The following is a 25,076-nucleotide window of genomic DNA, read 5'->3' as shown; positions in this document are numbered from 1 at the left end:
GCCGGCCTACTCCTCGACGACGTCGGCCACCACGACTGTGACGTTGTCCGGCGCGCCGGCGTGCAGGGCCAGGTCGATCAGCTTGGCGGCGCAGGCGTCCCGGTCCGGATAGCCGCTGAGCACCTCGGTGAGGGTGTCCGGGCGGACCACGTTGGAGAGGCCGTCGCTGCACAGCAGCCACCGGTCGCCGGCCCGGGGCACCATTGTCGCGTACGACGGTGAGACCTCTTCGCCCTGCAACGCCTGGGTGACAACGGCCCGGCGCGGGTGGCTGCTCGCCTGGTCCGCGGTGATCACGCCCTGGTCCACCAGCATCTGGACGAACGTGTCGTCCCTGGTGACCTGCTTGAGCACGCCCTCGCGGAACAGGTAGGCCCGGGAGTCGCCGACGTGCGCGAGCGCCAGGCAGCTGCCGGTACGGGCGAAGAGCAGGGCGGTCAGCGTGGTGCCCATGCCCTGGCGCTCGGAATCCTCGGCGACCGCCTGTCGGATCCGGGAGGTGGCCAGCGCGATGCCACCTTCGAGCGCGGCCACCAGGGCGTCCTCGGGTGTCTCCACGTCCAGCGGGGCGAACGCGTCGATGGTGAGGGCGCTGGCCAGGTCGCCGGCGGCCATTCCGCCCATGCCGTCGGCGACGGCGACGAGCCAGGTGCCGGCGTGCAGGGCGTCCTGGTTTCCGCTGCGGATCAGCCCACGGTCGCTCGTTCCCACGGAACGCAGCTTCAGGGTCATGGGAGGCAGCCTGCCAGGCGAAGGGCGCAGTTGTCTCTAGGAGATCAGGACGACGGCGCGTGGCGCGGCCAATCTCACGTCCGGGTGGGGGCGCGTCAGGGTGCCCGCTCGGGCTGACCGCCCTCGTCGGATGCGGAAACCCATCCAACCAGATCAATTGACATGACGTACCGGCACTGGAAACATCGAGCCGATACCTGGGAGCGCTCCCAGCTTCCGTCGCATCACCCTGCCACCACCAACGTCCCACTTTCCGTCCCGGAAGGACTCCCCGTGACGCCATCCCGACGCCGCCTCCTGTTGGCTGCGGCGACCACTCTGGCCCTCACCGGCGCGGGCGCCGGCGCGGCCCACGCCGACCCACCACCGGACGCCCCCGAACAAATCGACAACGGCGACTTCAGCGCCGGGGTGAGCCCCTGGTTCTCCTTCGGCACCGGCGCGCTGGCGGTCACCGACGGCCAGCTCTGCACCACAGTCGCGGGCGGGCTGGCCAACCCGTGGGACGCCGGCATCGGCCAGGACGGCGTGCCGCTGATCGCCGGCGCCGAATACACCCTCGGCTTCGCGGTCTCCGCCACCCCCGGCGCCGCGGTCAAGGCCGTGTTGCAGCTCGGCAGCGCCCCGTACACCACGTACGCGGCAGTGGACGCCACAGCGACCGGCACCCTCCAGCGGGTCGAGCAGACCTTCACCGTCCCGGACGACAACCCCAGCGCCCAACTCATCTTCCAGGTCGGCGGTTCCGCCCAGGCGCAGACCATCTGCCTGGACGACGTCTCGCTGCGCGGCGGCGAGCCGCCCGAGCCGTACGAGCCGGACACCGGGCCACGGGTGCGCGTCAACCAGGTCGGCTACCTTCCCGGCGGCCCGAAGAACGCCACTGTCGTCACCGAGGCCACCGAAGCGCTGCCCTGGCAGCTGCGCAGCGCCGCCGGCGCCGTCGTGGCCAGTGGCACCACCACCGCTCGGGGTGTCGACGCCGCCTCCGGGCAGAACGTGCAGACTGTCGACTTCTCCAGCTACCGCACCCCCGGCACCGGGCTCACGCTCACAGTGGACGGCGAGACGAGCCACCCGTTCGACATCTCCGGCGCCCTCTACGACCAACTGCGCTCCGACTCGTTGCAGTTCTTCTACGCCCAGCGCAGCGGCATCGCCATCGACGGTGACCTGATCGGCGACGAGTACGCCCGGCCCGCCGGCCACCTCGGCGTCGCCCCCAACCAGGGCGACACCAACGTGCCCTGCCAGCCGGGTGTCTGCGACTACTCCCTGGACGTGCGCGGCGGTTGGTACGACGCCGGCGACCACGGCAAGTACGTGGTCAACGGCGGCATCGCCACCTACCAGCTGCTGAACACCTTCGAGCGGACCAGGACGGCGGCCACCGCCAACGGCGGCGCGGAACTCGCCGACGGAACGCTGCGGGTGCCCGAGCGCGACAACGGGGTGCCGGACATCCTCGACGAGGCGCGCTGGGAGCTGGAGTTCCTGCTGCGTATGCAGGTGCCCGCCGGCAAGCCGCTCGCCGGCATGGTCCACCACAAGATCCACGACCAGAACTGGACCGGGCTGCCCCTCTCGCCGCAGGACGACCCGCAGCCGCGCGAGCTGCACCCACCGTCGACAGCGGCCACCCTCAACCTGGCCGCGACGGCCGCCCAGTGCGCCCGGCTCTTCGCACCGTACGACGCGGCGTTCGCGACCCGCTGCGGCACTGCCGCGAAGACCGCCTACGCCGCGGCCAAGGCCCACCCGGCGGTGTACGCCAGCCCGACCGACGGCACCGGCGGCGGCGCGTACGACGACAGCAACGTCACCGACGAGTTCTACTGGGCGGCTGCCGAGCTGTACCTGACCACCGGTGCGCAGAACTACCTGGCCGACCTGACCGCCTCACCGCACCACACCGGAAACGTGTTCGACGCACGGGGCTTCGGCTGGCAGAGCGTGGCCGCGCTGGGCCGCCTCGACCTGGCCACTGTGCCGAACGGGCTACCCGCCGCCGATCTGGCCCGGGTCCGCGCCTCGGTCACCGCCGCCGCCGACACGTACCTCGTCGAGCTGCGCCGGCAGGCGTACGGGCTGCCGATGCCCGGTGACGCCAACAGCTACTTCTGGGGCGGCAACAGCAACGTCATCAACAACGCCGTGGTGCTGGCCACCGCGTTCGACCTGACCCGCAACCCCGTCTACCGCGACGGCGCCGTACAGGCCATGGACTACATCCTCGGTCGCAACGCCCTGAACATCTCCTACGTCACCGGGTGGGGAGAGCACGCCGCGCAGAACCAGCACAGTCGGATCTTCGGCCACCAGCTCGACCCGAACCTGCCCCGACCGCCCGCCGGCTCCCTCGCCGGTGGCCCGAACGCGGCCCTCCAGGACCCGTTCGTGGCACAACTGCTGGCCGGTTGCGAGCCGATGTTCTGCTACGTCGACGACATCAACTCGTACTCGACAAACGAGGTGGCGATCAACTGGAACTCGGCGCTGACCTGGATCTCCTCGTTCCTGGCCGACCAGGGTGACGCCGGCGCGGTGCCGGCCACCACCTGCACGGCGCGCTACACCAACTACGGCGCCTGGCAGGGCGGCACCGGGTTCACCGGGCAGCTGACCATCCAGAACACGGGCACCGCGGCCATCAACGGCTGGAGCGTGCGCTTCGCGTTCACCGGTGACCAGCGGGTACGCGAGGCGTGGCTGGCGAAGGTCGCCCAGTCCGGCGCGACGGTGACCGCGCGCAACGAGTCGTACAACGCCAAGATCGCACCCGGCGGCACTGTGACGTTCGGTTTCAACGCGACGACGGGCGGCGGCGCCAACCCGGGCCCCGGCCTGGTCACTGTCAACGGAGCGGCCTGCTCACTGACCTGACCGACGTCCTGGTGCCCGCCCGGGGAGGGGCGGTCACCAGGACCGCACGACGCGCGGCCGGCGGGTCAACCGCCGGCCGCGTTGTGCTTCGCCACCAGGCTCGGGAGTTCGTCCAGTGAGTCGATCCGGAACAGGCACCGCTCGGCCACCGTGGAGGGGTCGAGGATGTGCCCCCACGGACCGCGTCGGATCAGGCACGTCTTCATGCCCGCCTCCAGGGCCGGGCGCACGTCGTTGTCGGGCCGGTCGCCGACGTACAGGATCGACGACGCGACACCGCCGCCCGCTGCGACGACCCGCTCGAAGAACGCCGGTGCCGGCTTCGCCACGCCCCACCCGTGCGACGTGCCGATCACGTCCACCGGAAGGTCGAGATCGCGCAGGGTCGCCTCCGCATGAGCTGGCTGGTTACCGGCCAGGCCCACCAACATGCCCTGGTCCTTCAAGGACTCCAGGCACCCCCGCGCGTCCGGGTAGAGATCCTCCTCGGCGAACGACTCCGGCTGGCCGGCAGCCGCCCGACGCTCCAGCTCGATGGTGAGGTCGAAGTCGGGCCGAAAGACCCGGAACGTCTCCTGATAGTCCAGACCCCGGGCGATCACCGCACCGAAGACCGCCGAGAAGGTGTGTCGGGGCACGCCGAGCCAGTCGGCCCAGGCAGCGAACTCGTGGGACTCGTCGAGAATGGTCCCACCAACGTCGAAGAAAATCGCTTTAATCACGTCGCATCCCCCGTCACCGTCGTGATGTCGGTGGATCATAGATGCCGATCACCCCAATGGTGAGGCCCCGAGTTGCCGCCGGACGACCGCGGATGACCGATACGGCGACCCGTCTCCTGGTGGTGCTTTCGAGCTGATGCCGTAGACGATGCACCGCTCGCTACCAAACTCGGTGGATCCGACGCTCCGGGTGAGCCATGGTGATGCCATGGATGGCGGCGAACTGGCCGGCGCGGAGCGTCGGGTGTGGGCGGAGATGCCGACGGGGACGCGGACCGCTCTTGCCGGGCTGTCCGGCGCGGACCTGCGCAGTCTGCTGTTGAGCGTGGCCCGCGACCGGGCGGCGACCATCCGCCCCTCCGAGGTGGTACGCCGCTGGCGCGAGGACCGCTTCGTCCGCCCGGCCCGCGCCGATCCGCGCGTGCTCGCACGGGTGGAGGCCCGGATGTGGCAACTGTTGCCCGCCGACGTCGCCGGGGTGGAGCTGTCGCCGGTCGTACCGGTCGGCGCCTGCTCGGCGATCGCACCGGTCAGCCAGAACAGGATCGTCACCACGATGCGCGCCAGCGAGGTGCTGAGCGATCCCACAAACGCCCTCGCCATCGAGGCGGCCGTACGTCGCCGCCGACAGGGCGAGGTGCACCTGGCCGCCGCCCATCGGGTGCTGCGGGCGCAGGACTTCGGCGGCGACGCGTCGGCGCACTTCCGGCTATTCGCCCTGGTGTCCAGCGCCCGGGACACCGGCTCGGGCGGCACGCAGGCCCGGCTGCTGGTCCGGCACCTCACCTACTGGCGGACCGTCCTCGCCGAGCTGGCACCGGCCGCCGCGCCGCAGCTGCACGTCACCACCTTCGACGATGATGCCGTCCGGGATCGGCTGGCCGACACCGTCCGACCGGCCCTCGGCGCAGGTGTGGTGCCGCTCGTGGACGAACCAGAGCGGTCTCGCGGTCGCGGCTACTACACGGGCTGTGCCCTGCGGATCACCGTCCTGGACGGCAGCCTGGAGATCGGCGACGGCGGCCTCACCGACTGGACCGCCCGGCTGAGCGGTGACGCGAAGGAACGCTGCCTCGTCTCCTGCCTCGCCACCGAACGTCTCGTCGACGGCATCAGCCGCTGAGCCCGGCGCGCCGGCGCCTCCGAAGATCCGGAGCACGACCTCGTCGCGGCACTCGACGCCACGCACCGACTCGAGCAACGCCTGGCCATAGTCAAGCTGGCCCTCGTGCGGGAGTTGGACGGTCGAGGCATCGCGACCGCGCAGGGCGCGTCCTCGACGGCCGTGTGGCTACGGGACCGGTTGCGCCTCGGGGTCGGTGCCGCCCGCCGTCTGGTCGAGTTGGCCGCGACGCTCGATGCCGCCCCGGCCGGTGTGCGGGACGCGCTGGCCGGCGGAGCGGTCGACGTGGAGCAGGTCCGGGTCATCGCCGACACGGTCAGCACAGTGCACACGGCCGCCGGCGCCGAGGCGGCCGAGAAGGCAGTGGGCGTCCTGGTCGAGTGGGCCGGGCAGTTCGAGCCGACCCTGCTGCGCAAGCTGGGCACCCGGATCCTCGACCACGTCGCCCCAGCGGTCGCCGATGCCGCCGCCAAGGCGGCGATGGAGGCCGAGGCCCGCCGAGCCTGCCGAGACCGTCATGTCACGCTGTCGGAGCTGCGGGACGGCCGGCTACGGCTGTCCGGCATCCTCGACGGCGAGGCGGCCGGCCTGCTGCGCGCCGCGATCGACCCGCTGACCGCACCGTCCGGCCCAGACGATCCGCGTTCTCCCGGGCAACGCCGCCACGACGCGTTCGCCGACCTTTGTCGGCTTGCCCTACGCACCGGCGAGCTGCCCGAGCACGGAGGCGATCCTGCCCAACTCGTCGTCACCACCAGCTACGACGGGTTGGCGCGGCAGCTCGGCACCGCCGCTCTCGACACCGGCCTGCATCTCACTCCCGAGGCCGTGTGCCGGCTCGCGTGCGACGCCGCCGTCCTCCCCGCCGTCCTTGGCGGCGCGAGCCAGCCACTCGACGTCGGGCGACAACGCCGGCTCATCACCGGCCCGCTACGCCGCGCCCTGGTGCTGCGCGACCGAGGCTGCGCCTTCCCCGGCTGCGACCGCCCACCGCGCTGGTGCGACGCCCACCACATCCGGCACTGGGCCGACGGCGGCGACACCAGCCTGACCAACGCCGTGCTGCTCTGCGGCCACCATCACCGACACGTCCACCGTGGCGAATGGACCGTCCGGCTCGGCGGTGACGGCCACCCCGAGTTCATTCCGCCGGCCTGGCTAGACCCCGAACAGCTCCCCCGCCGCAACCAGTACCACCGACGGACGTGACCAGAGCGAGCGACCGACGGCGGCGCGATCGGTTGGCCACCCCCTGGCTGAGCCGCCGCTTACGTCGCGCCACGGCCCCACGTGCTGCTACCGCTCACCGAACGGCGCGGCGACCCGACGTCGGCCAACGATCAGCCGATCTCCTCGTCGACGAAGCACCAGCGCCAGGCCTCGCCCGGCTGCGCCGAGCGGATCACCGGGTGGCCGGTGGACGCGAAGTGCTTGCTCGCGTGCTGGTTCGGCGACGAGTCACAGCAGCCGACCTGCCCGCAGCTCAGACAGGTGCGCAGGTGCACCCAGTAGGTGTCGCCGGTGGCGACGCAGTCCGCGCACTCGTCGGGGGTACGCGGCTCGGCGGCACCGGCCTCGGTCAGGTGCTGACAGCTCACTTCTCAACCTCTCGCAGCAACGACTCTTCCAGGTCCAGGTCACGGTAGGCCCGCACCAAGACTTCCTCAGGGATCCGACCGGAGTCCCGGGCCGCCCGGAACACGTCCCGCTCGGCGTCGATCATCTCCTGCCGCAGCCGACCGTACGCCTGCGACGGGGTCTCCCGCTCGTCGCCGCCGAGTCGTTCCCACGCCATGTTGGTGCGGTCTTCCACCGCTCGGCGCAGCCGGTCCACCACCGCATCCGGTGCGCTGTCTGCCAACTCGTCGAGGCGGTCCTGCGCGGCCTTGCTGGCCTGCTGCTGCACGGCGGCCGCGGAGAGCGCGTCCTGCACCGGGTCGTCCTGCGGCAGCTTCAACCGGCGGGCGACCAGCGGCAGGGTGGCGCCCTGGCCGACCAGGGTGAAAACGATCACGGCGAAGGCCAGCCAGATCAACAACGCCCTGGGGTACGGCTCGTCGCCGGCCAGGGTCAGCGGCAGGGCCAGCGCGGCGGCCAGGGTCACCACGCCTCGCATGCCCGCCCAGCCGATGATGATCGGGAACTTCGGTGACGGCCGCTCGTCACGGCGGCGGACCCGGGGGACCAACCGGGCCAGGTAGGTGGCCGGGAAGAGCCAGACGAAGCGGGTCAGGAAGACGGTGGCGAGCACCGCGAAGGTGATCAGGATGAGCGAGCCGATCGGCTCGTCGAGATCGCGCAGCACCTCCCGCAGTTGGAGCCCGACCAACAGGAAGACCAGGCCCTCCAGCAGGAAACGGACCAGCCGCCAGAACGCGCCGATCTGCAACCGGGACGCCGCCGACAGCAGCTGGGGCAGCTTGTGCCCAAGCACCAGGCCGGTGACGACCACGGCGACCACACCGGAGGCGTGCAGGTGTTCGGCGGTGAACACCACAGCGAACGGAATGATCAGCGACAGCGCGTTGTCCAGCAGCGGGTCGGTGATCCGCCGGTGCAGGAAGCCGAACACCAGCGCCCCGAGCGCCCCGATCAGGATGCCGCCGCCGGTGGACCGCAATACCTCGATGGCGATCTTGTCGGCGCCGACGGCCGAGCCGACGGTGGCCATCGTCGCGACCCGTAGCAGCACGAGCGCGGTAGCGTCGTTGACCAGGCTCTCGCCCTCCAGGATGGTGACGACCCGGCGGGGCAGCCCGACCCGACGGGCGACGGCCGTGGCGGCCACGGCATCCGGCGGGGCGACCACCGCGCCGAGGGCGAGGCAGATCGCGAACGGCAGCTGTGGCAACAGCAGGTGCAGCACCAACCCGACCACGAACGCGGTGAACAACACCAGGCCGACCGCGAGCAGCAGGATCGGCCGGATGTTGTTCTTGAACGCCGGCACCGAGGTCTCCAGCGCGGCCACGTAGAGCAGCGGCGGCAGGATGCCGACCAGCACCAACTCCGGGTCGAGTTCCACCTGCGGGAAGCCTGGCACGAACGAGAGCGCCAGGCCGAGGACGACCAGCACGATCGGCGCGAGCAGACCGAGCCGGCGGGCCAACGCGGCGCCCAGGGTGGCGATCGCCAGGAAGACGACGACCGGAAACAGGCTTTCCATGGGGTACGAGCCTAGGGGTACGCCTGTTCGATCAGCCGCCCGGGCGCACCTTCGGCAGCACCTCCGCGCCGAACGCGTCGATGAAACCGCGCTGCTCCTGCCCGACGTGGTGCAGGGCGATCTGGTCGAAGCCGAGCTGCGCGTACTCCTCCAGCCAGCCGACGTGCCGACCCAGGTCCGCCGACACGTTCACCACCTCGGTGACCCGCCGCGCTGGCACGTCGGCGGAGACCACGTCGAAGTGTTCGACGGTCTCCAGGTCCCAACAGACCGGCGGGGCGAAGACGTTGCTGCGCCACTGGTCGTACGCGAGCGCCTCGGCCTCGGCCTGCTCCCTCGCCCAGGAGACGTGCACCTGGAGGTGCAGCGGCCCACGTCCGCCCGCGTCCCGGTACGCGTCGATCATCTCGCGCAGGTGCGCCACCGGGGCGTTCACGGTGATCAGCCCGTCCGCCCATTCGGCGCACCAGCGGGCGGTGGCCACACTGACGGCGGCCCCGACCAGCGCGGGCGGCTGCTCGGGGCGGGTCCACAGCCGGGCCCGATCCACCCGGACCAGGCCGTCGTGGCTGACCTCCTCGCCGGCCAGCAGTGCCCGGATCACGTCCACGCACTCGCGCAGCCGGGCGGCGCGCACGTCCTTGCGGGGCCACGGGTCGCCGGTGATGTGCTCGTTGCTGGCCTCGCCGGTGCCCAGGGCCGCCCAGAACCGGCCCGGGTACATCGCGCCCAGGGTGCCGATCGCCTGCGCGATGATCGCCGGGTGGTACCGCTGACCGGGCGCGTTGACGACGCCGAACGGCATGCCGGTGGCCTGCAACGCCGAGCCCAGCCAGGACCAGGCGAAGCCGGACTCGCCCTGCCGGGCGCTCCACGGGGAGAAGTGGTCGGAGCACATGGCGGCGTCGAAGCCGGCCCGCTCGGCGTGGATCACCGCCTCCAGGAGGGCGCGTGGACCGATCTGCTCATGCGAGGCGTGAAAACCGAACGACGTCATGGGCACACCTCCTACCCACGACGGCACCGGCTGACGCGTGCCGCGCCCCGAACTACTCCGCGTGCGCGCCAGCGCCGGCCGAGGCGGCGCCCTCGCCCACCCAGACCGTCTTGGTGTTGCAGAACTCCCGCATGCCCAGCGCCGACAACTCCCGCCCGTACCCGGAGTTCTTCACACCCCCGAACGGCAACTCCGGGTACGAGGTGGTCATCCCGTTGATGAAGACGTTGCCGGCGTCCAGGTCGGTGGCGAAGCGCTCCTGCTCGGCCGGGTCCCGCGTCCAGGCGTTCGAGCCGAGCCCGAAGCTGGTGCCGTTGGCGACCTCGATCGCCTCCTCGTACGACGAGACCCGGAACAGGCCGGCGACCGGGCCGAAGACCTCCTCGGACCACATCCGCATCCGCGGGGTGAGGTCGGTGACCACTGTCGGCGGGTAGAACCAGCCGTCGCCGCTCGGCGGCTCGCCGCCGCAGAGCACTGTCGCGCCGTTGTCGACAGCGTCGCGGACCTGGGCGTGCACCTCGTCGCGGCCACGCTCGCTGGCCAGCGGCCCGACGTCGGTGTTCGGGTCCATCGGGTCGCCGACGCGCAGCGCGGCCATGTTGGCGGCGAACTTCTCGGCGAAGGCGTCGAACACGTCGGTGTGCACGATGAACCGCTTCGCCGCGATGCAGGACTGGCCGTTGTTCTGGCAGCGTGCGGTGGTGGCCACCTCGGCGGCCCGGTCCACGTCGGCCGAGGGCATCACCACGAAGGGGTCACTGCCGCCGAGTTCGAGGACGGTCTTCTTCAGCTCCCGCCCGGCGATCTGCGCGATGGACCGGCCGGCGGGTTCGCTGCCGGTGAGCGTCGCGGCGCGTACCCGGGGGTCGCTGAGGATGTGGTCGACGGCCTCCGAGTCGACCAGCACCGTGGTGAAGGCCCCCTCGGGGAAGCCTGCTCGTCGGAACACGTCCTCCAGCAGCAGCGCGGTCTGCGGCACGTTCGAGGCGTGCTTGAGCAGGCCGGTGTTGCCGGCCATCAGCGCCGGGGCGGCGAAGCGCATCACCTGCCAGAGCGGGAAGTTCCACGGCATGACCGCGAGCACCACGCCGATCGGCTGGTAGCGGATGAACGCCCGGATGGCCTGCACGGCGTCGGCGTCGGCGGGCTCGTCGGCGAGGAACGCGGGGGCCTTGTCGGCGTAGAAGCGGGCGGCGGAGGCGCACTTGGTCACCTCGGCCTGCGCCGCGACGTACGTCTTGCCCATCTCCGTGGTCATGATCCGGGCGATCTCGTCGCGCTCGGCGTCCAGCAGGTCGGCCGCGGCGTTCATCCACTGGGCGCGCTGGCCGACGGTCGTCGCCCGCAGCTGGTGGAACGCGAGGTCGGTGCGTTCGATGGCGTCGTCGAGTTGCTCGGTGGACATCGCCTCATAGGTCTTGAGCACCTGTCCGGTGGCGGGGTTGGTGGTGGCGATGTGCGGCATTCCGTCCTCCTGTCACTCGAACAACGAGTGTCGTACGCCCGGCTCCTCGCGGCGGCGAGCGGCGCGGCGGCGCTGGATCACGACCAGGTCGACCACGGCGACCACGGCGAAGATCGCGCAGAGTACGCCGAGCCAGGCGATGCCGGCCCAGAACGCCAGCACCGCGAAGAGCACCATGATCACCAGCCCGAAGCTGGCGAGGGTGAGCCGAAGGTTCAACGCGCTGTTCGCGTGGCCGACCGTGCCACGGGCGCGCCGGGGCTGCGATCTCGTCATACCCACCGATCTACCCCCGATCGGCCGGATTAACCGGTACTGCGTGCCTGTGCACCCGCCCCCGCCGGTGTGCTCCGGCACATCCGTTCGCGCCGCGGCCTCGTCGATTGCAGGATGGGCGCATGTCAATGACCCTCACCGTGCCGGTGACCGTCTCGATCGCCCGCCGCGTCGATCCCGGCCGGGCCAGCGAGATGGTGGCCTGGATGCGGGCCGGCACCGCGCTGGCCGAGGCGTTCCCCGGATTTCTCGGCGCCGGCTGGGTGCAGAGCGGCCCCGGTTCGCCGGAGTGGCACATGCTCTACCGCTTCGCCGACGCCGAGACGCTGCGCCGGTGGGAAGAGTCGCCGCAGCGGCACTGGTGGCTCAGTTCGGCGCAGGGCATCGTCGAGCACACCCGGGTCGAGCGGCGCACCGGGATCGAGGGCTGGTTCGATCCGCCGCTGGAGCACTCGGTGGACCCGGTGGAGCCGGCCCCGCCCGCCTCGCCGCCCCGCTGGAAGCAGGCGGTGACCATCTGGCTGGCGTTCTTCCCCCTGAGCCTGACCGCCACCCTGCTGACGAGCCGCTTCCTCGACGCGGTGCCGCTGGCGGCCCGGGTGCTGCTGATGACGCTCTGCCTGACCCCGCTGATGACCTATCTGGTGCTGCCCTGGATCACCCGGGCGTTGCACTGGTGGCTGCACGGTCAGCGGGCACCGTGGCGGGACGCATAGCACCCCGACGGCTTCCGCGTCGGCACTCTGCCGCATACCCGACAGCAACTTCCCGACCCACCACATCCTGCGCATAGAGTTACCGCGCTGTCGCTCTGTGCTGCGGGAACGGGAGAGACGTCATGCCTCGACGCTGGGTCGCCGCACTGGCCTGTCTCGCGGCGCTCGTCGCACTGGCCTGCGAGGGCGGCAACTCCGCGGAACCCCGCCCCACCACGAGCGCCAGGCCGTCGAGCGGGCCCGGCGGCATCGCCGCCCTCGGCGACTCGATCAGCACCGGCTTCGCCTCCTGCCTGGTGCTCACCTCCTGCGAACGCAACTCCTGGTCGACCGGGGACGGGCTGCGGGTGCAGAGCCACTACCGGCGGCTGCTCGAACAGAACCCGGCGATCCGCGACCGGACGTACAACCATGCCCGTCCCGGTGCCCGCGCGGACGCCCTCGCCGGTCAGGCCGAGGCGGCGGTACGCGACCGCGTCGACTACGCCACGGTGCTGATCGGCGCCAACGACGCCTGTCGGGGCGGGGTGGACGCGATGACGCCGGTGGCGCGGTTCCGGGCCGACGTCGACCGGGGGCTGCGGGTCCTGCGGACCGGCCGGCCGAAGGCACGGGTGCTGGTGGTGAGCATCCCCGACCTGTACCGGCTCTGGGAGGTCGGGCACGACGACGCCCGGGCGACCCGCGCGTGGCGGCGGGGCATCTGCCCGGCCCTGCTGGCCGAGGCGACCTCGACCGCACCCGCCGACCGGGCGCGCCGGGCCGCCGTCCGGGACCGGATCGACGCGTACAACGCCGAGTTGAAGGCGGCCTGCCGGGCGTACGGATCACGGTGCCGGCACGACGGCGGCGCGTTGCACAAGGTCCGGTTCACCCTGGACCTGCTCAACCCGCTGGACTGGTTCCACCCCAACGCCACCGGCCAGGGCCGCATCGCCGAGGTGACGTGGCGCTCCTCCGGCCTGGCCAGCTGACGGCTTCGACCGACCCTCAGGGTCGACGCGGCTCCGGGACGGCGTTGCCGCGGGAGCCATAGAGGGCCCGGGATCGCTGGGCGAGGTCCTTTGTGGCCGACGAGTTGGCCCAGGTGCCGAGCACGATGGCCGCACCGGGGACGATCTTGGCGACCATCCGCTTCGCGGCCCGGACGCCGGCCATCTGGGCCAGCCGGATGCCGAGTTGCAGCATGACCCGACCGAGCGGACGCTGGCCGCCCAGGCCGAAGAGCGCGTCGGCGCGTTCCCGCCCGGCGGCCACGCCGAGCGCCAGCCGGGCGCTCTCGGCGACCTTGTGCACCCGCTGAAGCACCAGCAGGTCGGTGGCCCGGTCATTGTGCAGGGGGTCGACGTCGTACGCGGCGGCGATGTGCAGCACCATCCGCGCCTGGGTCCAGGCCAGCACGCCCACGTCGATCACGGCGCCGGGCAGCCCGGCCGCGCCGGAGACCGCGCCGGACAGTCGAGCCAGGTTGACGAACTTGCGGGCCGCCTGGTCGGCGAGGACGTCGGTGGAAACCCCGGGCTGCTCGGCCCGGGCACGGGCGGCCCACTGCACGGCTTCCGGCCCGAGGCGGCGCACCGCCTCCAAGGCAAGGTGCTCCGGGGCGTACTGCGGGTCGTCACGCATCCGGTCCCAGAGCCGGGCCGGCGGACCCTCGGGGGCGTCCACCGGCCCGGCCGGCAGGTCGGCGGACGGCTGCGGAGTAGGGGCGGCGGGCTGACCGCCGACGGGCGGAGTGTCGGTCACCAGGTCTCCCCAGGGGTGGAAACGGTGGACAGGGCGGCCGATGGAGCGGTCAGCGCCGGCGGTTGGACAGCCGAGCCGCCAACCCCTTCAGCTTCTGCTGGTTGCCCGGCTTGGCCATCTCTCGACGACCTCGCTCGACCAACTGCTGGCCCTTCGGCGATCTCAGGAACGTGGTGATCCGCTGCATCAGTGACATGGCGTCCTCCTGTCGATGGTCCCGTACTCATGTGTACCCCGAACCCGCAACAGATGTACCCGGGATGCGACAGCCTCAACCCTGACCGTCCATAGTGGGCGGTAGGTTACCGCCCCGCCGGCACGATGGCGTCAACGACCCGGGTGGCCCGCCACTCGTGCTGCTGGTAGTGCTCGGGGTACGCGGAGACCTGCACCGCCTGGGCGGCGTCGGTGAGCCGCATCCGCTGCCAGCCGGGCACCTGCTCCAGCGCGCTGAGGAACTGCCGGGTGGCGAACTCGGGGTCCATCAGCCGCCCCACCGGGCCCCAGCCGCTGCTGGAACGCTGTTGGAACAACCCGACCGAGTCGTGGTCCCAGCCGACGCCCTGGTGCGGGTAGTCCTGCGACTCGGGCAGCACACCGCTGGCCACGTTGTAGAGGTTGCTCTCCTGCATGGCGGTGGCCACCGCGATCACCAGACCCCGACGCGGCATACCCATCGCGCGGCCGGTACGGACGATCGCCTCGGCGTTCTCCATCTGGTCGTCGTCCAGCCCGGCGACGGGCGCCGGGTCGGTCGGGCGAGCCGGGGCGACCTTGCGGGCCGGCGGGCTGGTGTCCGGATCGGCGGGGCTCGCCGCGGCGGACTGGGCGGCGGAGGCGGAGGTGCTCGGGGCAGCCGTGCGGTCGAGGGAACGGGAGGCGCGCTGCTGCTCGGCGCGCTGCGCCAACTCGGAGCTGGAGAGCGATCCACTCCGGGTCGCGGCGTCGGCGTCCTCGTTGCGAACCTGGACGACGGCGGTCAGACCGAGGCAGCACACCACACCGGTGGCCAGCGCCAGCTGTGCCCGGCGTCGACCGGTCAGGTCCCGGGCGTACGTCCGGAGCCGGCTCGCGGCGGTTGTCCGTTCGGTTGAGGTGCCATCCTCCGTATCGGCAGTGGACCTGCTCGGGGCGTACGGGTCGTCGAGGGTGCCGTCGTCACGCATCAACCGAGGCTAGGCAGGTGAAAACCCCGATCACGCACGGTGATCACGTGGTGCTCGACACAGATTCGCCCCGTACTGGTGGACGACCCGGGCGGCTCGACCCGCCCGGGGAACGAACCTCGCGTACCGGATGAAGCTGGCGGGGCACGCGGGCCGGCACGGCCCGGGACAGGGCCGGACATCCGACCTCCGAGCCTGACATGATCGACAAACTCGGCCTTTGGGCCGAACGGCCCCTCGGCCGATCGGCCACAGGGGCTCGGCCTGGCGGCGCAAACAGACGATTAGTCCGGTCACGCCCGTCCTCCGGCCAACGGATCGCCCGGCGCAGGAATGCACCAGGATGGCGGGTACGTTGCCCGAACGGGTGCCCTCCGTCGCGACGGCGCCCCGCAGGCACATTTCAGGGAGGTCCGCACCGGTGCTCGACCCACACGAGCTCTACCAGCTCACCGACGATCTGCCCGACCTCGGGCAGCCGGTTCTCATCCAGGCCCTCACCGGGTTCGTGGACGCCGGAAACGCCAGCCGACTGGCGCGTGAGCAGCTACTCACCTCGCTGGAGGGTCGGCCGATCGCCACGTTCGACGTCGACCAGCTCTTCGACTACCGATCGCGACGACCGGTGATGACCTTCGTCGAGGACCACTGGGAGAGCGTCGACGCGCCCAAGCTGGAGCTGCACCTCCTGCAGGACGACGACGAGACCCCGTTCTTGCTGCTCACCGGCCCCGAACCGGACCTGCAGTGGGAGCGTTTCGTGGCCGCCGTCGCCGGGCTCGCCGCCCGGCTGGACGTCCGGCTCACAGTGGGGCTCAACTCGATCCCGATGGCGGTCCCCCACACCCGGCCGACCGGGGTGACAGCGCACGCCACCCGCCCCGAGCTGATCGCCGGCTACGAGCCCTGGTTGCAACGCGTCCAGGTGCCCGGCAGCGTCGGTCACCTCCTGGAGTTCCGCCTCGGCGAGCAGGGCCGCGACGCGCTGGGCTTCGCCGCCCACGTGCCGCACTACGTGGCCCAGACCGAATACCCGGCGGCGGCCGAGGTGCTGCTCACCTCGGTGTCGCGCAGCACCGGCCTCCTGCTGCCCGGCGACGGGCTGCGCTCGGCCGCCGAGGTGGTCCGGGTGGAGATCGACCGTCAGGTCGCGCAGACCGAGGACGCCGCGGCCCTGGTCCAGGCCCTGGAGGAGCAGTACGACGCGTTCGCCCGAGGTCGGGGCGAGAAGAGCCTGCTCGCCCCGGATGCCGGCCCGCTGCCCACGGCCGACGAACTCGGCGCCGAACTGGAACGGTTCCTGGCCGAACAGACCCGTCCCGGCGACACCCCGGGCAGCTGACCGGGCGTCGCGGCCGCGGATACGGCAGGCTGGGGGCATGCGCCTGGCGACCTGGAACGTCAACTCGGTGAAGGCCCGCCTACCCCGGCTGCTGGAGTGGCTGGCCGACACCGGGCCGGACGTCGTCTGCCTCCAGGAGACGAAATGCCCCGACGGCGCCTTCCCGGTGACCGAGGTGGGCGCGCTGGGCTACACCGTGGCCAGCCACAGCGACGGCCGGTGGAACGGGGTGGCCATCCTGTCCCGGGTCGGGCTGGGCGACGTCCGGGTCGGGTTCGCCGACGAGCCCGGCTTCCCCGAGCCCGAGGCCCGAGCCATCTCCGCCACCTGCGACGGGGTACGGGTCTGGTCGGTGTACGTGCCCAACGGCCGGACGCCGGACGACCCGCACTACGCGTACAAGTTGGCCTGGTTCGCGGCGCTGCGCGACGCACTGGACACCGAACTGGCGGGCGGCTTGCCGCTGGCGGTCTGCGGCGACTTCAACGTCGCCCCGACCGACGCCGACGTCTGGGACCCGGCGGTCTTCACCCACTCCACACATGTCACCCCGGCCGAGCGGGCAGCCCTCGCGGCGCTGCGCGACCTGGGCCTCAGTGACGTCGTCCCGACCCCGATGAAGGGTCCGCACCCCTTCACCTACTGGGACTACCGGGCCGGCATGTTCCACCAGAACAAGGGCATGAGAATCGACCTGGTGTACGCGTCCGCGCCGTTCGCCCGAGCGGTCCGCTCCGCGTACGTGGACCGCGAGGCCCGCAAGGGCAAGGGTCCCTCCGACCACGCGCCGATCGTGGTCGACGTGGACCTGGTCCCGGCGGTGGAGACGTTCTGAGCCCACCCGGTCGTTCCCACTGCCGGTCCGATGCCACGGGCGGCCGCCCCGGTGCCGCGTCCGCTGGCTAGGGTGGGCAGATGGCAGTCGTGAAGATCAACGCAATCGACGTTCCGCCCGGCGGCGGCGCGGAGTTGGAGAAGCGGTTCGCCGCCCGGGCCGGCACTGTGGAGAACTCCCCCGGCTTCCTCGGCTTCGAACTGCTCCGCCCGGTGGCCGGCGAGACCCGCTACTTCGTCTACACGAAGTGGGAGAGCGAAGAGGCGTTCCAGGCGTGGGCCGCCGGCCCGTCGCGCGCCGCCCACGCCGCCGCCCCCGGCGACAAGCCCCGTCCTCCGGTCTCCACCGGCGCCAGCCTGCTGGAGTTCGAGGTGGCGCTGCACGTCCCCCAGCCCTAGCAGGCCTCGCGGCCGCCTCTCAAACCCGGACGAATTCCCCGCCTCGACACGTCGCCAGGCAGCAGTTTCCCCGGAAGTACGCGGATCTTGGCCATGCAACGACGGGTTCGGGGCGGTTCGGGCGCGTCGAAGCGGGTATCGAGCGGCACCCGGCGCCTTGATCGCGCTCGATCCTGGATCTAGTCCCCTCCTCTCCACCGCGAGGCCACTACATCCTTGTTCGAGCACGACCTTGACCGGACCCGGCGACGCAGTGGGGTGCCCGCCAGGGCGGGCCTGCCCTGGCGGCTTGACAGTCACCGCTTCTGAAAAATGATTGAGACGATTTCCGCGGTCAGCTCGATAGCCCAGTCAAGCTGCGGACAGTCGTTGCGACCGCGGCACTCCAGGCACCCCCTGACGCCCGAGACGGGGTCGATCTCAGGGCTTGCGGGAGGACTGGAGGGTGGCGAACGCGATGACGTTGTCGGCGTAGCCGGTGCGGCCCCCGATGAACTGCCCACCGCAGGTGATCAACCGCAGCCCGGGTGGCCCGTCGTTGCCGTAGATCCGCTCGGCGGGCAACTGGTCCTTCGGGAAGTGCTCCACGGTGTCGACCCGGAACACCACCACCGACTCGTCCGCCCGCGCCACCTCGATCAGGTCGCCGGGGTGCAGCTTGCCCAGGTCGTAGAAGACCGACGGGCCGGTCTTCGTGTCCACGTGCCCGACGATCACCGCCGGGCCAGGCTCACCGGGGGTGGGCCCCCGGTCGTACCAGCCGGTCTCGTTGTGCCGTTCCAGCGGCGGTACGGCGATCGAGCCGTCGCGCGCCTGCCCGACGGGCGCCACCGGCGCGGTCACCTTGATCGCCGGCACGGAGAGGCGCACCGGGCGACTGGCCGACAACCCGACCGACTCACTGCGGGCCGGTCGGTCACCGCCGGTCGGGGCCAGGTCGAACGGGCCCACCGAACGGCCCAGCCCCGCCCCGGTGGCGAAGACCCCGGCCAACACCAACACCACTGCCAACGGTACGGACCAGGGGCTGCGGCCGGAGGGACGACTACGCCGGGGGGCGACGGCGGTCGCCGGACGCGCTGCCACCGAGGGGCGGTCGGAATCCGGCGGGCGCTGGGAACGCGACGAGCGTTCGGGACCTGACGGACGGTCGGAGCCCGGCCAACCGTCGTCCACCGGCAGCCGAACGTCATCGGGCGGCAAGGCGGGACGGCCGGCGAACGGCTGGCGGGCAGCGTCCGGCGGCGAGGCGGCACGACCCGGCGTCGGCGGGCGTGAACCGGCCGGCGGCGGCGTGGGGCGGAAGATCGTCATGGCGGGCCTCAGCGGCGCGTGGCGGCTCGGGGACGACGCATCGCCATCACGGCGAGGATCAGCCCGCTGATGATCAGTGCCGCGCCGCCGGGCAGCAGCAGCTTGCCGGTGATCCCGCCGCTGCTCCCACCGAACCCGGTCGCCGGACCCCGACTCGGCTGGTTGGGGATCTTCTTGACCACCTGGAGCATCGTCGAGGCGGTCTCGCCGTCGCGGCACTCCAGCTTGACCCGGTAGTTGCCGGGGCGGGTGCGCTCGCGGACCATCGGCGCGGCGGTGAGCACCCCGCGCTGCGGCTGCACGCCGACCGCCCCGAAGGCGTCGGAGACCACCGTGGCGCCCACCGAGTTGTCCCGACAACTGGCCCGGATGCCGACCAGGTAGCCGGGCTGCACAGTGCTGGGGCTCACCTCGACGAAGATGTCCACCGCCGGCGTCGGTTGAGGCGCTCCGCCGGGCGGCCCTCCGGGCTGCGGTGCCGGCGCGACGGCGACAGCCCGCTCGGGCGCCGCGAGGGCGGGTGTGGTGGCCAGCAGGGGGCCGGCCAGCACGGTCACCAGCGACAGGGTCACGACGCCGCGGGTCATTGCCACGATGCCCCCTCTCGACGCCGTGCGGCCGGGTCGGGCGGTGGAGCACCCGACCTGCCGTACCAGTTGGATCCTCTCATTTCCGGTCGCACATCACATCCGATCCGCCGGCGGCGTCGCGTACGCTCGGGTCGCTGTGACCGCCACCGACCATGACCCCGCCGTCCCGCCCGCGAGCCGGACGATCCGCACGTTCCACCCCCGCCGGGGTCGGATGAGCGACCGGCAGACCGACGCGCTGAGCCGGCTCTGGCCCACGTACGGCCTGGACGTGCCGGACGGACCTGTCGTGCCCGTCGACCTGGCCGACCTGTTCGGTCGCCGGGCGCCAGTGGTGCTGGAGATCGGCTCGGGCATGGGCGACAGCACCGCTGCGATGGCTGCCGCCGACCCGGATCGAGATTATCTGGCGGTCGAGGTGCACACGCCGGGAATCGCGAACCTGCTCCACCTGGTGGAGCGCGGTGGCCTGCGCAACGTACGGGTGGCGGAGGGCGACGCGTTGTCCCTGGTCAAAGGCTTGCCCGAGGGCGTGTTGGACGCCGTGCACGTCTACTTCCCGGATCCGTGGCCGAAGTCCCGCCACCACAAGCGGCGGATCATCCAGCCGACGCACGTGGCGCTGCTGCGGTCCCGGCTGCGCCCCGGCGGCGTGCTGCACTGCGCTACCGACTGGGCCGAGTACGCCGAGGCGATGCGGGAGACGCTGGAGGCCGACCCGGAGCTGGTGGACACGTACGGCGGCTTCGCGCCGAGACCGGCGCACCGGCCGGTGACGAAGTTCGAGCGTCGGGCGATCACGGCCGGTCGGCCGGTCGCGGACCTGTTGTACCGCCGACGGTGACCGACGAAACGCCCGAACCGGAACGCGGCGGGGCGTTCGGGATGCCCGGACGGGGGTCCGGTGCGGGCCGGGTTGGCGTACCGGGGCATGATCCAGGCACCATGGACAGGCTATGACGCTCACCGCCGCGCTGCCGACAAGCGCCGACCCCGACACCCTCTTCGACGCGTTCGCCGGCTGGGCGAAGGAGCGCGGCCTCGACCTCTACCCCCACCAGGAAGAGGCGGTCATCGAGATCGTCTCCGGCGCCAACCTGATCATGAACACGCCCACCGGCTCGGGTAAGAGCCTGGTGGCGATCGCCGCGCACTTCGCGGCCCTCGCCGACAGCCGGACGACCTTCTACACCGCGCCGATCAAGGCGTTGGTGTCGGAGAAGTTCTTCGCGCTCTGCGAGGTCTTCGGCGCCGAGAACGTCGGCATGCTCACCGGCGACGCCAGCGTCAACGCCGACGCCCCGATCATCTGCTGCACCGCGGAGATCCTGGCGAACCTGGCGCTGCGCGAGGGCACGAAGGCCGACGTCGGCCAGGTGATCATGGACGAGTTCCACTTCTACGCCGAGCCCGACCGGGGCTGGGCGTGGCAGGTGCCGATCATCGAGCTGCCGCAGGCCCAGTTCATCCTGATGTCCGCCACTCTGGGGGACACCACCCGCTTCGTCGACGACCTGACCCGGCGCACCGGGCGGCCCACCGCCGTCGTGCGCACTGCGGAGCGGCCGGTCCCGCTCATCTTCTCGTACGCGATGACGCCGCTGCACGAGACGCTTGAGGAGCTGCTGGAGACCAAGCAGGCACCGGTGTACGTGGTGCACTTCACCCAGGCCGCCGCGCTGGAACGCGCCCAGGCGCTGACCAGCGTCAACGTCTGCACCCGCGCCGAAAAGGACATGATCGCCGAGGCGATCGGTGGTTTCCGGTTCACCGCCGGCTTCGGCAAGACGCTGTCCCGACTGGTCCGGCACGGCATCGGCGTGCACCACGCCGGCATGCTGCCCAAGTACCGCCGCCTGGTGGAGACCCTCGCCCAGGCCGGCCTGCTCAAGGTCATCTGCGGCACCGACACCCTCGGCGTCGGCATCAACGTGCCGATCCGCACCGTGCTGTTCACCGGCCTGTCGAAGTACGACGGGGTCCGTACCCGGCTGCTGAAGAACCGCGAGTTCCACCAGATCGCCGGGCGGGCCGGCCGGGCCGGCTACGACACCATCGGCCGGGTCGTCGTGCAGGCCCCCGAGCACGTCATCGACAACGAGAAGGCCCTCGCCAAGGCCGGTGACGACCCGAAGAAGCGGCGCAAGGTGGTCCGCAAGAAGCCGCCGGAGGGCTCGATCGGCTGGGGCCAGCCCACCTTCGACCGACTCGTCGACGCCGAGCCGGAGCCACTGACGTCCAGCTTCCAGGTCAGCCACTCGATGCTGCTCAACGTCATCGGTCGGCCCGGGGACGCGTTCACCGCGATGCGGCACCTGCTCACCGACAACCACGAGGAGCCCGCCGCGCAGCGCCGGCACATCCGACGCGCGATCGCCATCTACCGGGCTCTGCGTGCCGGCGGGGTCGTCGAGGAGCTGCCCGAGCCGGACGAGACCGGCCGGCGGATCCGGCTCACCGTCGACCTCCAGCTCGACTTCGCCCTCAACCAGCCGCTCTCCCCCCTCGCGCTGGCCACCATCGAACTGCTCGACGCCGAGTCCCCGTCGTACGCGCTCGACGTGCTGAGCGTGATCGAGTCGATCCTCGACGACCCCCGGCAGATCCTCTCCGCGCAGCAGTTCAAGGCGCGCGGCGAGGCGGTCGCCGCCATGAAGGCCGAGGGCATCGAGTACGAGGCGCGTCTCGAACTGCTCGACGACGTGACCCACCCGAAGCCCCTGGCCGAGCTGCTGGAGGCCGCGTACGAGATGTACCGGCAGGGGCACCCCTGGGTCGCCGACCACCAGCTCTCCCCCAAGGCCGTCGTCCGCGACATGTACGAGCGGGCCATGACCTTCACCGAGTACGTGCAGTTCTACGGGCTGACCCGCTCGGAAGGTCTCGTCCTGCGTTACCTGGCCGACGCGTACAAGACGCTGCGTCAGACAGTGCCCGAGGACGCCAAGACCGAGGAGCTGATCGACCTCATCGAGTGGTTGGGCGAGCTGGTCCGCCAGGTCGACTCCAGCCTCATCGACGAGTGGGAACGACTGCGCAACCCGTCCGACGTGGCCGAGGTCGCCCAGGCGCACGCCGCACTGACCGATCGGCCACCGGCGGTGACCCGCAACGCGCGGGCGTTCCGGGTGTTGGTGCGCAACGCGCTGTTCCGACGCGTCGAGTTGGCAGCGCTTCGCCGCTGGGACCTGCTCGCCGAGTTGGACGCCGAGGACGGCTGGGACTACGACGCGTGGGCCGATGCCCTGGCGCCGTACTTCGAGGAGTACGACTCGATCGGCGTCGGGCCGGACGCGCGAGGGCCGGCGCTGCTCATGATCGAGCAGGGGCGGGAACGGTGGACCGTCCGCCAGAGCTTCGACGACCCCAACGGCGACCACGACTGGGGCATCAGCGCCGAGATCGACCTGGCGGCCTCGGACGAGGTCGGCGCGGCGGTCGTGCGGATCACCGACGTCGGCCAGCTCTGACCTGTCGATCGGCGCGGTGCCGACCGGCAGCGCTCGGCCGAGGAACCAACAGTGCCGGCGTACGCCGGGCGGCCACGTCCTCGATCCAGCCGAACAGCAGCACCGCCCCGGCGGTCAGTAGGCACACCCCGGTCAGTCGCAGCGCGATCGAGGCCACCGAGTTGTACGGGAGCACCGGCGCGAGCAGGAGGAACATCCCGAGGCTGGCCGGGATGTGCCAGAGGTAGATGGTGACCGCTCGGGCGTTGACCAGCCGGAGCACGGCGCCCAGCGGCACCCGGCCGACAAGCCGGGGCTGCACTCTCAGCAGCACTGCGACGAGCGCCATCGACCACAGTGTGGTGCCGCCCGCGATGTGGTTGAGGTCGACGGCCCGGCCGGTCACCATGGCGGCCACCACCCAGGTGCCGCCCACCCCGGCGAGGCCGGCCACGAGGCACCCATACCAGCGCCACGGGACACGGTGCAGCAGCCGATCATGGTGGGCGAAGCCCATCAGCCAGCAGGACAGGTAGGCGGCGACGAAGTAGCCGGCGTGCACACCGATCAGATGCATCCCGACCGGCAGCGCGGTGGCAACACCGATGCTGGGCCACGGCCAGCGGCGGAACAGCCACAGCAGCACCGGCGAGAGCAGCACCAACCACAGATAGGTGACGACGTACCAGAGCCCGATGTGGAACACCCAGGCCCAGGACTGCCCACCCACCGGCGGCACCCGCAGGGGTAGCACCCACCAGAGCAGTTCAGCCCAGCCGGCCACGCCACTCGGCAGTGGACGCCACCCGGCGGAGAGCACCGCCAGTGCGATCGCGCCGAACGCCCAGTACGGCAGCAGCAGCCGGCGCAGCCGTCGGCGCACGGCCGATGCGCCGTGCCGGTCCAGTGACGCCGCCATCAACGAACCGGCGATGCCGAACATCAGACCCATCGCCGGCACCAGCAGGCTCAGCCAGATCCAACCGGTGACGTGGAAGATCACGACGCGGACGAGGGCGATCGTCCGCAGCAGGTCCAGGTAGCGGTCCCGGTCGGCTGCGGGGTCGGCGGACTGGACGGTCCGCACCGCCGTACCCCTGCCAGGGATGACAACCCTGGACGCCTCATCGATGACCACAACGCACAATAACGCCACAAGTACGACAAATAACGCAGCATCGCGAACGCGAGCAAGACAGCGTTCCGCCCTCCGGGCGGCTGTTCCTCTGATCAGCCAGCCTCCCCAACCGGCAGGCCGACGGACGCCAGACGGTGAACCAGATCCGTCAGCGCCGACCGACCGGCGGCGCCCCACGACGCTCACCCAGCCGGGCGATTCGTCCGGTTGCCAGGAGGCGGCACACCCTCTCAACTTCGCTGGGCAATGTCAGACCCGTCGATTAGAATGTATGTACTAATAAAGATCCTGACCTGGGAGGACGCCCGTGACCGCGCCCGCCTCGACGCCCCTCACCCCCTACGCGACACTGCTCGGTTTCACCCGCTACGTCGACCGCACCGGCCCCACCAAGGCGACCTTCGTCGGCGGGCTGCGCAAGCAGCGCGCCAGCCGGTCCGGCTTCAACCCGCACGGCCAGTTCGTCAAGGCGCTCAAGGCCGACATCGCCTTCCACACCGGCGGCACCCACCTGGCCGGGGTGGCTGACATCGTCAAGCCACGATGGCGCCCGCTCTATCAGACGCTCGTCCCCGGCGCCACCACCTGGATGCACTCCCTCGGCGAGCCGGCCGCCGTCGATCTCGCCCAGACCCGCGACGCCCTGGCGATGCTGGGCGACCTGCCCGTCAAGATCAACCCCCACTTCGGGGTACGCCACGCCGACGGCCGCGCCGAAGCGGTCCGCCTGCACTTCGACGAGGCCCCACCGAGCGAGGAATCGGTGCTCGCCACCCTGCACCTGATGGCCCGACACATGGACGCGGTGCTCCCGCACGCCGAGCCGGTCCTGGTCGACGTCCGCCGCGGCCTGGCCCACCGCATGCCCACCGACGCCAAGCCCGACCAGATCGAACGATGGCTCTCCGGCGAAGCCGCCGCCTTCCGCGCCATCTGGTCCACCGCCGCCTAACCCACCCCCCACCCTCCACGCCCCCACCCACGCACCAAGCGGACCCCGCGCACCCCGCGCACC

23 protein-coding genes and 1 pseudogene are annotated in these 25,076 nt (G+C 71.5%); 11 read left to right on the top strand and 13 right to left on the bottom strand.

The features are described from left to right. Positions 1-6 precede the first annotated feature (6 nt). Positions 7-732: a PP2C family protein-serine/threonine phosphatase gene (locus NIE111_RS02865; RefSeq protein ID WP_238682898.1), complete on the bottom strand. Its 726-nt coding sequence runs from the start codon at positions 730-732 to the stop codon at positions 7-9. A gap of 273 nt (positions 733-1,005) precedes the next feature. Between NIE111_RS02865 and NIE111_RS02860 the strand changes: the two genes are divergently transcribed. Continuing rightward, positions 1,006-3,615 (top strand): glycoside hydrolase family 9 protein, encoded by a 2,610-nt coding sequence (locus tag NIE111_RS02860; RefSeq protein WP_238682897.1) that lies wholly within the window; start codon positions 1,006-1,008, stop codon positions 3,613-3,615. A 65-nt stretch (positions 3,616-3,680) separates the two neighbouring features. On the opposite strand, the gene NIE111_RS02855 is transcribed toward NIE111_RS02860, so the two are convergent. Further along, entirely contained in the window at positions 3,681-4,337 is a 657-nt protein-coding gene (locus NIE111_RS02855) for an HAD family hydrolase (RefSeq protein WP_238682896.1), read from the bottom strand. Positions 4,338-4,545: 208 nt separating this feature from the next. Between NIE111_RS02855 and NIE111_RS02850 the strand changes: the two genes are divergently transcribed. Next, positions 4,546-5,460, top strand: coding sequence for a hypothetical protein (locus NIE111_RS02850; RefSeq protein WP_238682895.1), 915 nt, complete (start codon positions 4,546-4,548; stop codon positions 5,458-5,460). Positions 5,461-5,490: 30 nt separating this feature from the next. After that, positions 5,491-6,669, top strand: a pseudogene (locus NIE111_RS02845) (HNH endonuclease signature motif containing protein); the annotation flags it as partial. Between the two features lie 131 nt (positions 6,670-6,800). Here the strand turns inward: NIE111_RS02845 and NIE111_RS02840 are convergent. From NIE111_RS02840 to NIE111_RS02820, 5 genes are read right to left on the bottom strand one after another with little or no spacing between them, the layout of a single operon-like run. Then, entirely contained in the window at positions 6,801-7,058 is a 258-nt protein-coding gene (locus tag NIE111_RS02840; protein WP_238682894.1) for a UBP-type zinc finger domain-containing protein, read from the bottom strand. Then, complete coding sequence (locus NIE111_RS02835) at positions 7,055-8,626, bottom strand: Na+/H+ antiporter (RefSeq protein ID WP_238682893.1); 1,572 nt, start codon at positions 8,624-8,626, stop codon at positions 7,055-7,057. Before NIE111_RS02835 ends, NIE111_RS02840 begins: the two co-directional genes overlap by 4 nt. Positions 8,627-8,657: 31 nt before the next feature. Next, positions 8,658-9,623: a TIGR03885 family FMN-dependent LLM class oxidoreductase gene (locus tag NIE111_RS02830; RefSeq protein WP_238682892.1), complete on the bottom strand. Its 966-nt coding sequence runs from the start codon at positions 9,621-9,623 to the stop codon at positions 8,658-8,660. Positions 9,624-9,675: 52 nt separating this feature from the next. Next, positions 9,676-11,091 carry an NADP-dependent succinic semialdehyde dehydrogenase gene (locus tag NIE111_RS02825; protein ID WP_238682891.1) on the bottom strand — a complete coding sequence of 472 codons (1,416 nt, stop codon included), beginning with the start codon at positions 11,089-11,091 and terminating at the stop codon, positions 9,676-9,678. A 12-nt stretch (positions 11,092-11,103) separates the two neighbouring features. Continuing rightward, complete coding sequence (locus NIE111_RS02820; RefSeq protein WP_091401582.1) at positions 11,104-11,367, bottom strand: DUF6343 family protein; 264 nt, start codon at positions 11,365-11,367, stop codon at positions 11,104-11,106. Between the two features lie 122 nt (positions 11,368-11,489). Here NIE111_RS02820 and NIE111_RS02815 point away from each other — a divergent pair, with 122 nt between their 5' ends. Together NIE111_RS02815 and NIE111_RS02810 are read left to right on the top strand one after the other, a co-directional pair. Next, positions 11,490-12,083 (top strand): antibiotic biosynthesis monooxygenase, encoded by a 594-nt coding sequence (locus NIE111_RS02815; RefSeq protein WP_238682890.1) that lies wholly within the window; start codon positions 11,490-11,492, stop codon positions 12,081-12,083. 122 nt (positions 12,084-12,205) lie between these two features. Continuing rightward, entirely contained in the window at positions 12,206-13,057 is an 852-nt protein-coding gene (locus NIE111_RS02810; protein WP_238682889.1) for a GDSL-type esterase/lipase family protein, read from the top strand. A gap of 16 nt (positions 13,058-13,073) precedes the next feature. On the opposite strand, the gene NIE111_RS02805 is transcribed toward NIE111_RS02810, so the two are convergent. From NIE111_RS02805 to NIE111_RS02795, 3 genes are all read right to left on the bottom strand, one after another. Then, positions 13,074-13,829 (bottom strand): EcsC family protein, encoded by a 756-nt coding sequence (locus NIE111_RS02805; RefSeq protein ID WP_238682888.1) that lies wholly within the window; start codon positions 13,827-13,829, stop codon positions 13,074-13,076. A 49-nt stretch (positions 13,830-13,878) separates the two neighbouring features. Beyond that, a complete protein-coding gene (locus tag NIE111_RS02800; RefSeq protein WP_167457721.1) occupies positions 13,879-14,025 on the bottom strand; it encodes a hypothetical protein in 147 nt (48 codons plus the stop codon). 106 nt (positions 14,026-14,131) lie between these two features. Continuing rightward, positions 14,132-14,995: a peptidase M23 gene (locus NIE111_RS02795; RefSeq protein ID WP_238682887.1), complete on the bottom strand. Its 864-nt coding sequence runs from the start codon at positions 14,993-14,995 to the stop codon at positions 14,132-14,134. Positions 14,996-15,416: 421 nt separating this feature from the next. Here NIE111_RS02795 and NIE111_RS02790 point away from each other — a divergent pair, with 421 nt between their 5' ends. From NIE111_RS02790 to NIE111_RS02780, 3 genes are all read left to right on the top strand, one after another. Beyond that, positions 15,417-16,337, top strand: coding sequence for a proteasome assembly chaperone family protein (locus tag NIE111_RS02790; RefSeq protein ID WP_091401570.1), 921 nt, complete (start codon positions 15,417-15,419; stop codon positions 16,335-16,337). Between the two features lie 37 nt (positions 16,338-16,374). Continuing rightward, positions 16,375-17,172: an exodeoxyribonuclease III gene (locus NIE111_RS02785; RefSeq protein WP_238682886.1), complete on the top strand. Its 798-nt coding sequence runs from the start codon at positions 16,375-16,377 to the stop codon at positions 17,170-17,172. Between the two features lie 80 nt (positions 17,173-17,252). Further along, complete coding sequence (locus NIE111_RS02780) at positions 17,253-17,570, top strand: antibiotic biosynthesis monooxygenase family protein (RefSeq protein WP_210781367.1); 318 nt, start codon at positions 17,253-17,255, stop codon at positions 17,568-17,570. A gap of 420 nt (positions 17,571-17,990) precedes the next feature. On the opposite strand, the gene NIE111_RS02775 is transcribed toward NIE111_RS02780, so the two are convergent. Further along, positions 17,991-18,656 carry a class F sortase gene (locus NIE111_RS02775; protein ID WP_238682885.1) on the bottom strand — a complete coding sequence of 222 codons (666 nt, stop codon included), beginning with the start codon at positions 18,654-18,656 and terminating at the stop codon, positions 17,991-17,993. Between the two features lie 236 nt (positions 18,657-18,892). After that, complete coding sequence (locus NIE111_RS02770) at positions 18,893-19,471, bottom strand: hypothetical protein (protein ID WP_238683023.1); 579 nt, start codon at positions 19,469-19,471, stop codon at positions 18,893-18,895. 139 nt (positions 19,472-19,610) lie between these two features. Between NIE111_RS02770 and trmB the strand changes: the two genes are divergently transcribed. Both trmB and NIE111_RS02760 read left to right on the top strand, forming a co-directional pair. Continuing rightward, complete coding sequence (gene trmB / locus NIE111_RS02765; RefSeq protein ID WP_372488271.1) at positions 19,611-20,318, top strand: tRNA (guanosine(46)-N7)-methyltransferase TrmB; 708 nt, start codon at positions 19,611-19,613, stop codon at positions 20,316-20,318. 112 nt (positions 20,319-20,430) lie between these two features. Next, a complete protein-coding gene (locus NIE111_RS02760) occupies positions 20,431-22,944 on the top strand; it encodes a DEAD/DEAH box helicase (protein WP_238682884.1) in 2,514 nt (837 codons plus the stop codon). On the opposite strand, the gene NIE111_RS02755 is transcribed toward NIE111_RS02760, so the two are convergent. Then, positions 22,922-24,010, bottom strand: coding sequence for an acyltransferase family protein (locus NIE111_RS02755; RefSeq protein WP_238682883.1), 1,089 nt, complete (start codon positions 24,008-24,010; stop codon positions 22,922-22,924). The two genes, NIE111_RS02760 and NIE111_RS02755, sit on opposite strands and share 23 nt — an antisense overlap. A gap of 358 nt (positions 24,011-24,368) precedes the next feature. Here NIE111_RS02755 and NIE111_RS02750 point away from each other — a divergent pair, with 358 nt between their 5' ends. Beyond that, a complete protein-coding gene (locus NIE111_RS02750; RefSeq protein ID WP_238682882.1) occupies positions 24,369-25,013 on the top strand; it encodes a hypothetical protein in 645 nt (214 codons plus the stop codon). Positions 25,014-25,076: the final 63 nt, after the last annotated feature.

Source organism: Micromonospora hortensis (genome assembly GCF_022230935.1).
In the GTDB taxonomy this organism is placed as follows: Bacteria; Actinomycetota; Actinomycetes; order Mycobacteriales; family Micromonosporaceae; genus Micromonospora; species Micromonospora hortensis.
The sequence above is the reverse complement of the archived record's forward strand: the minus strand, read 5'-3'. Positions and strand labels throughout refer to the sequence as shown.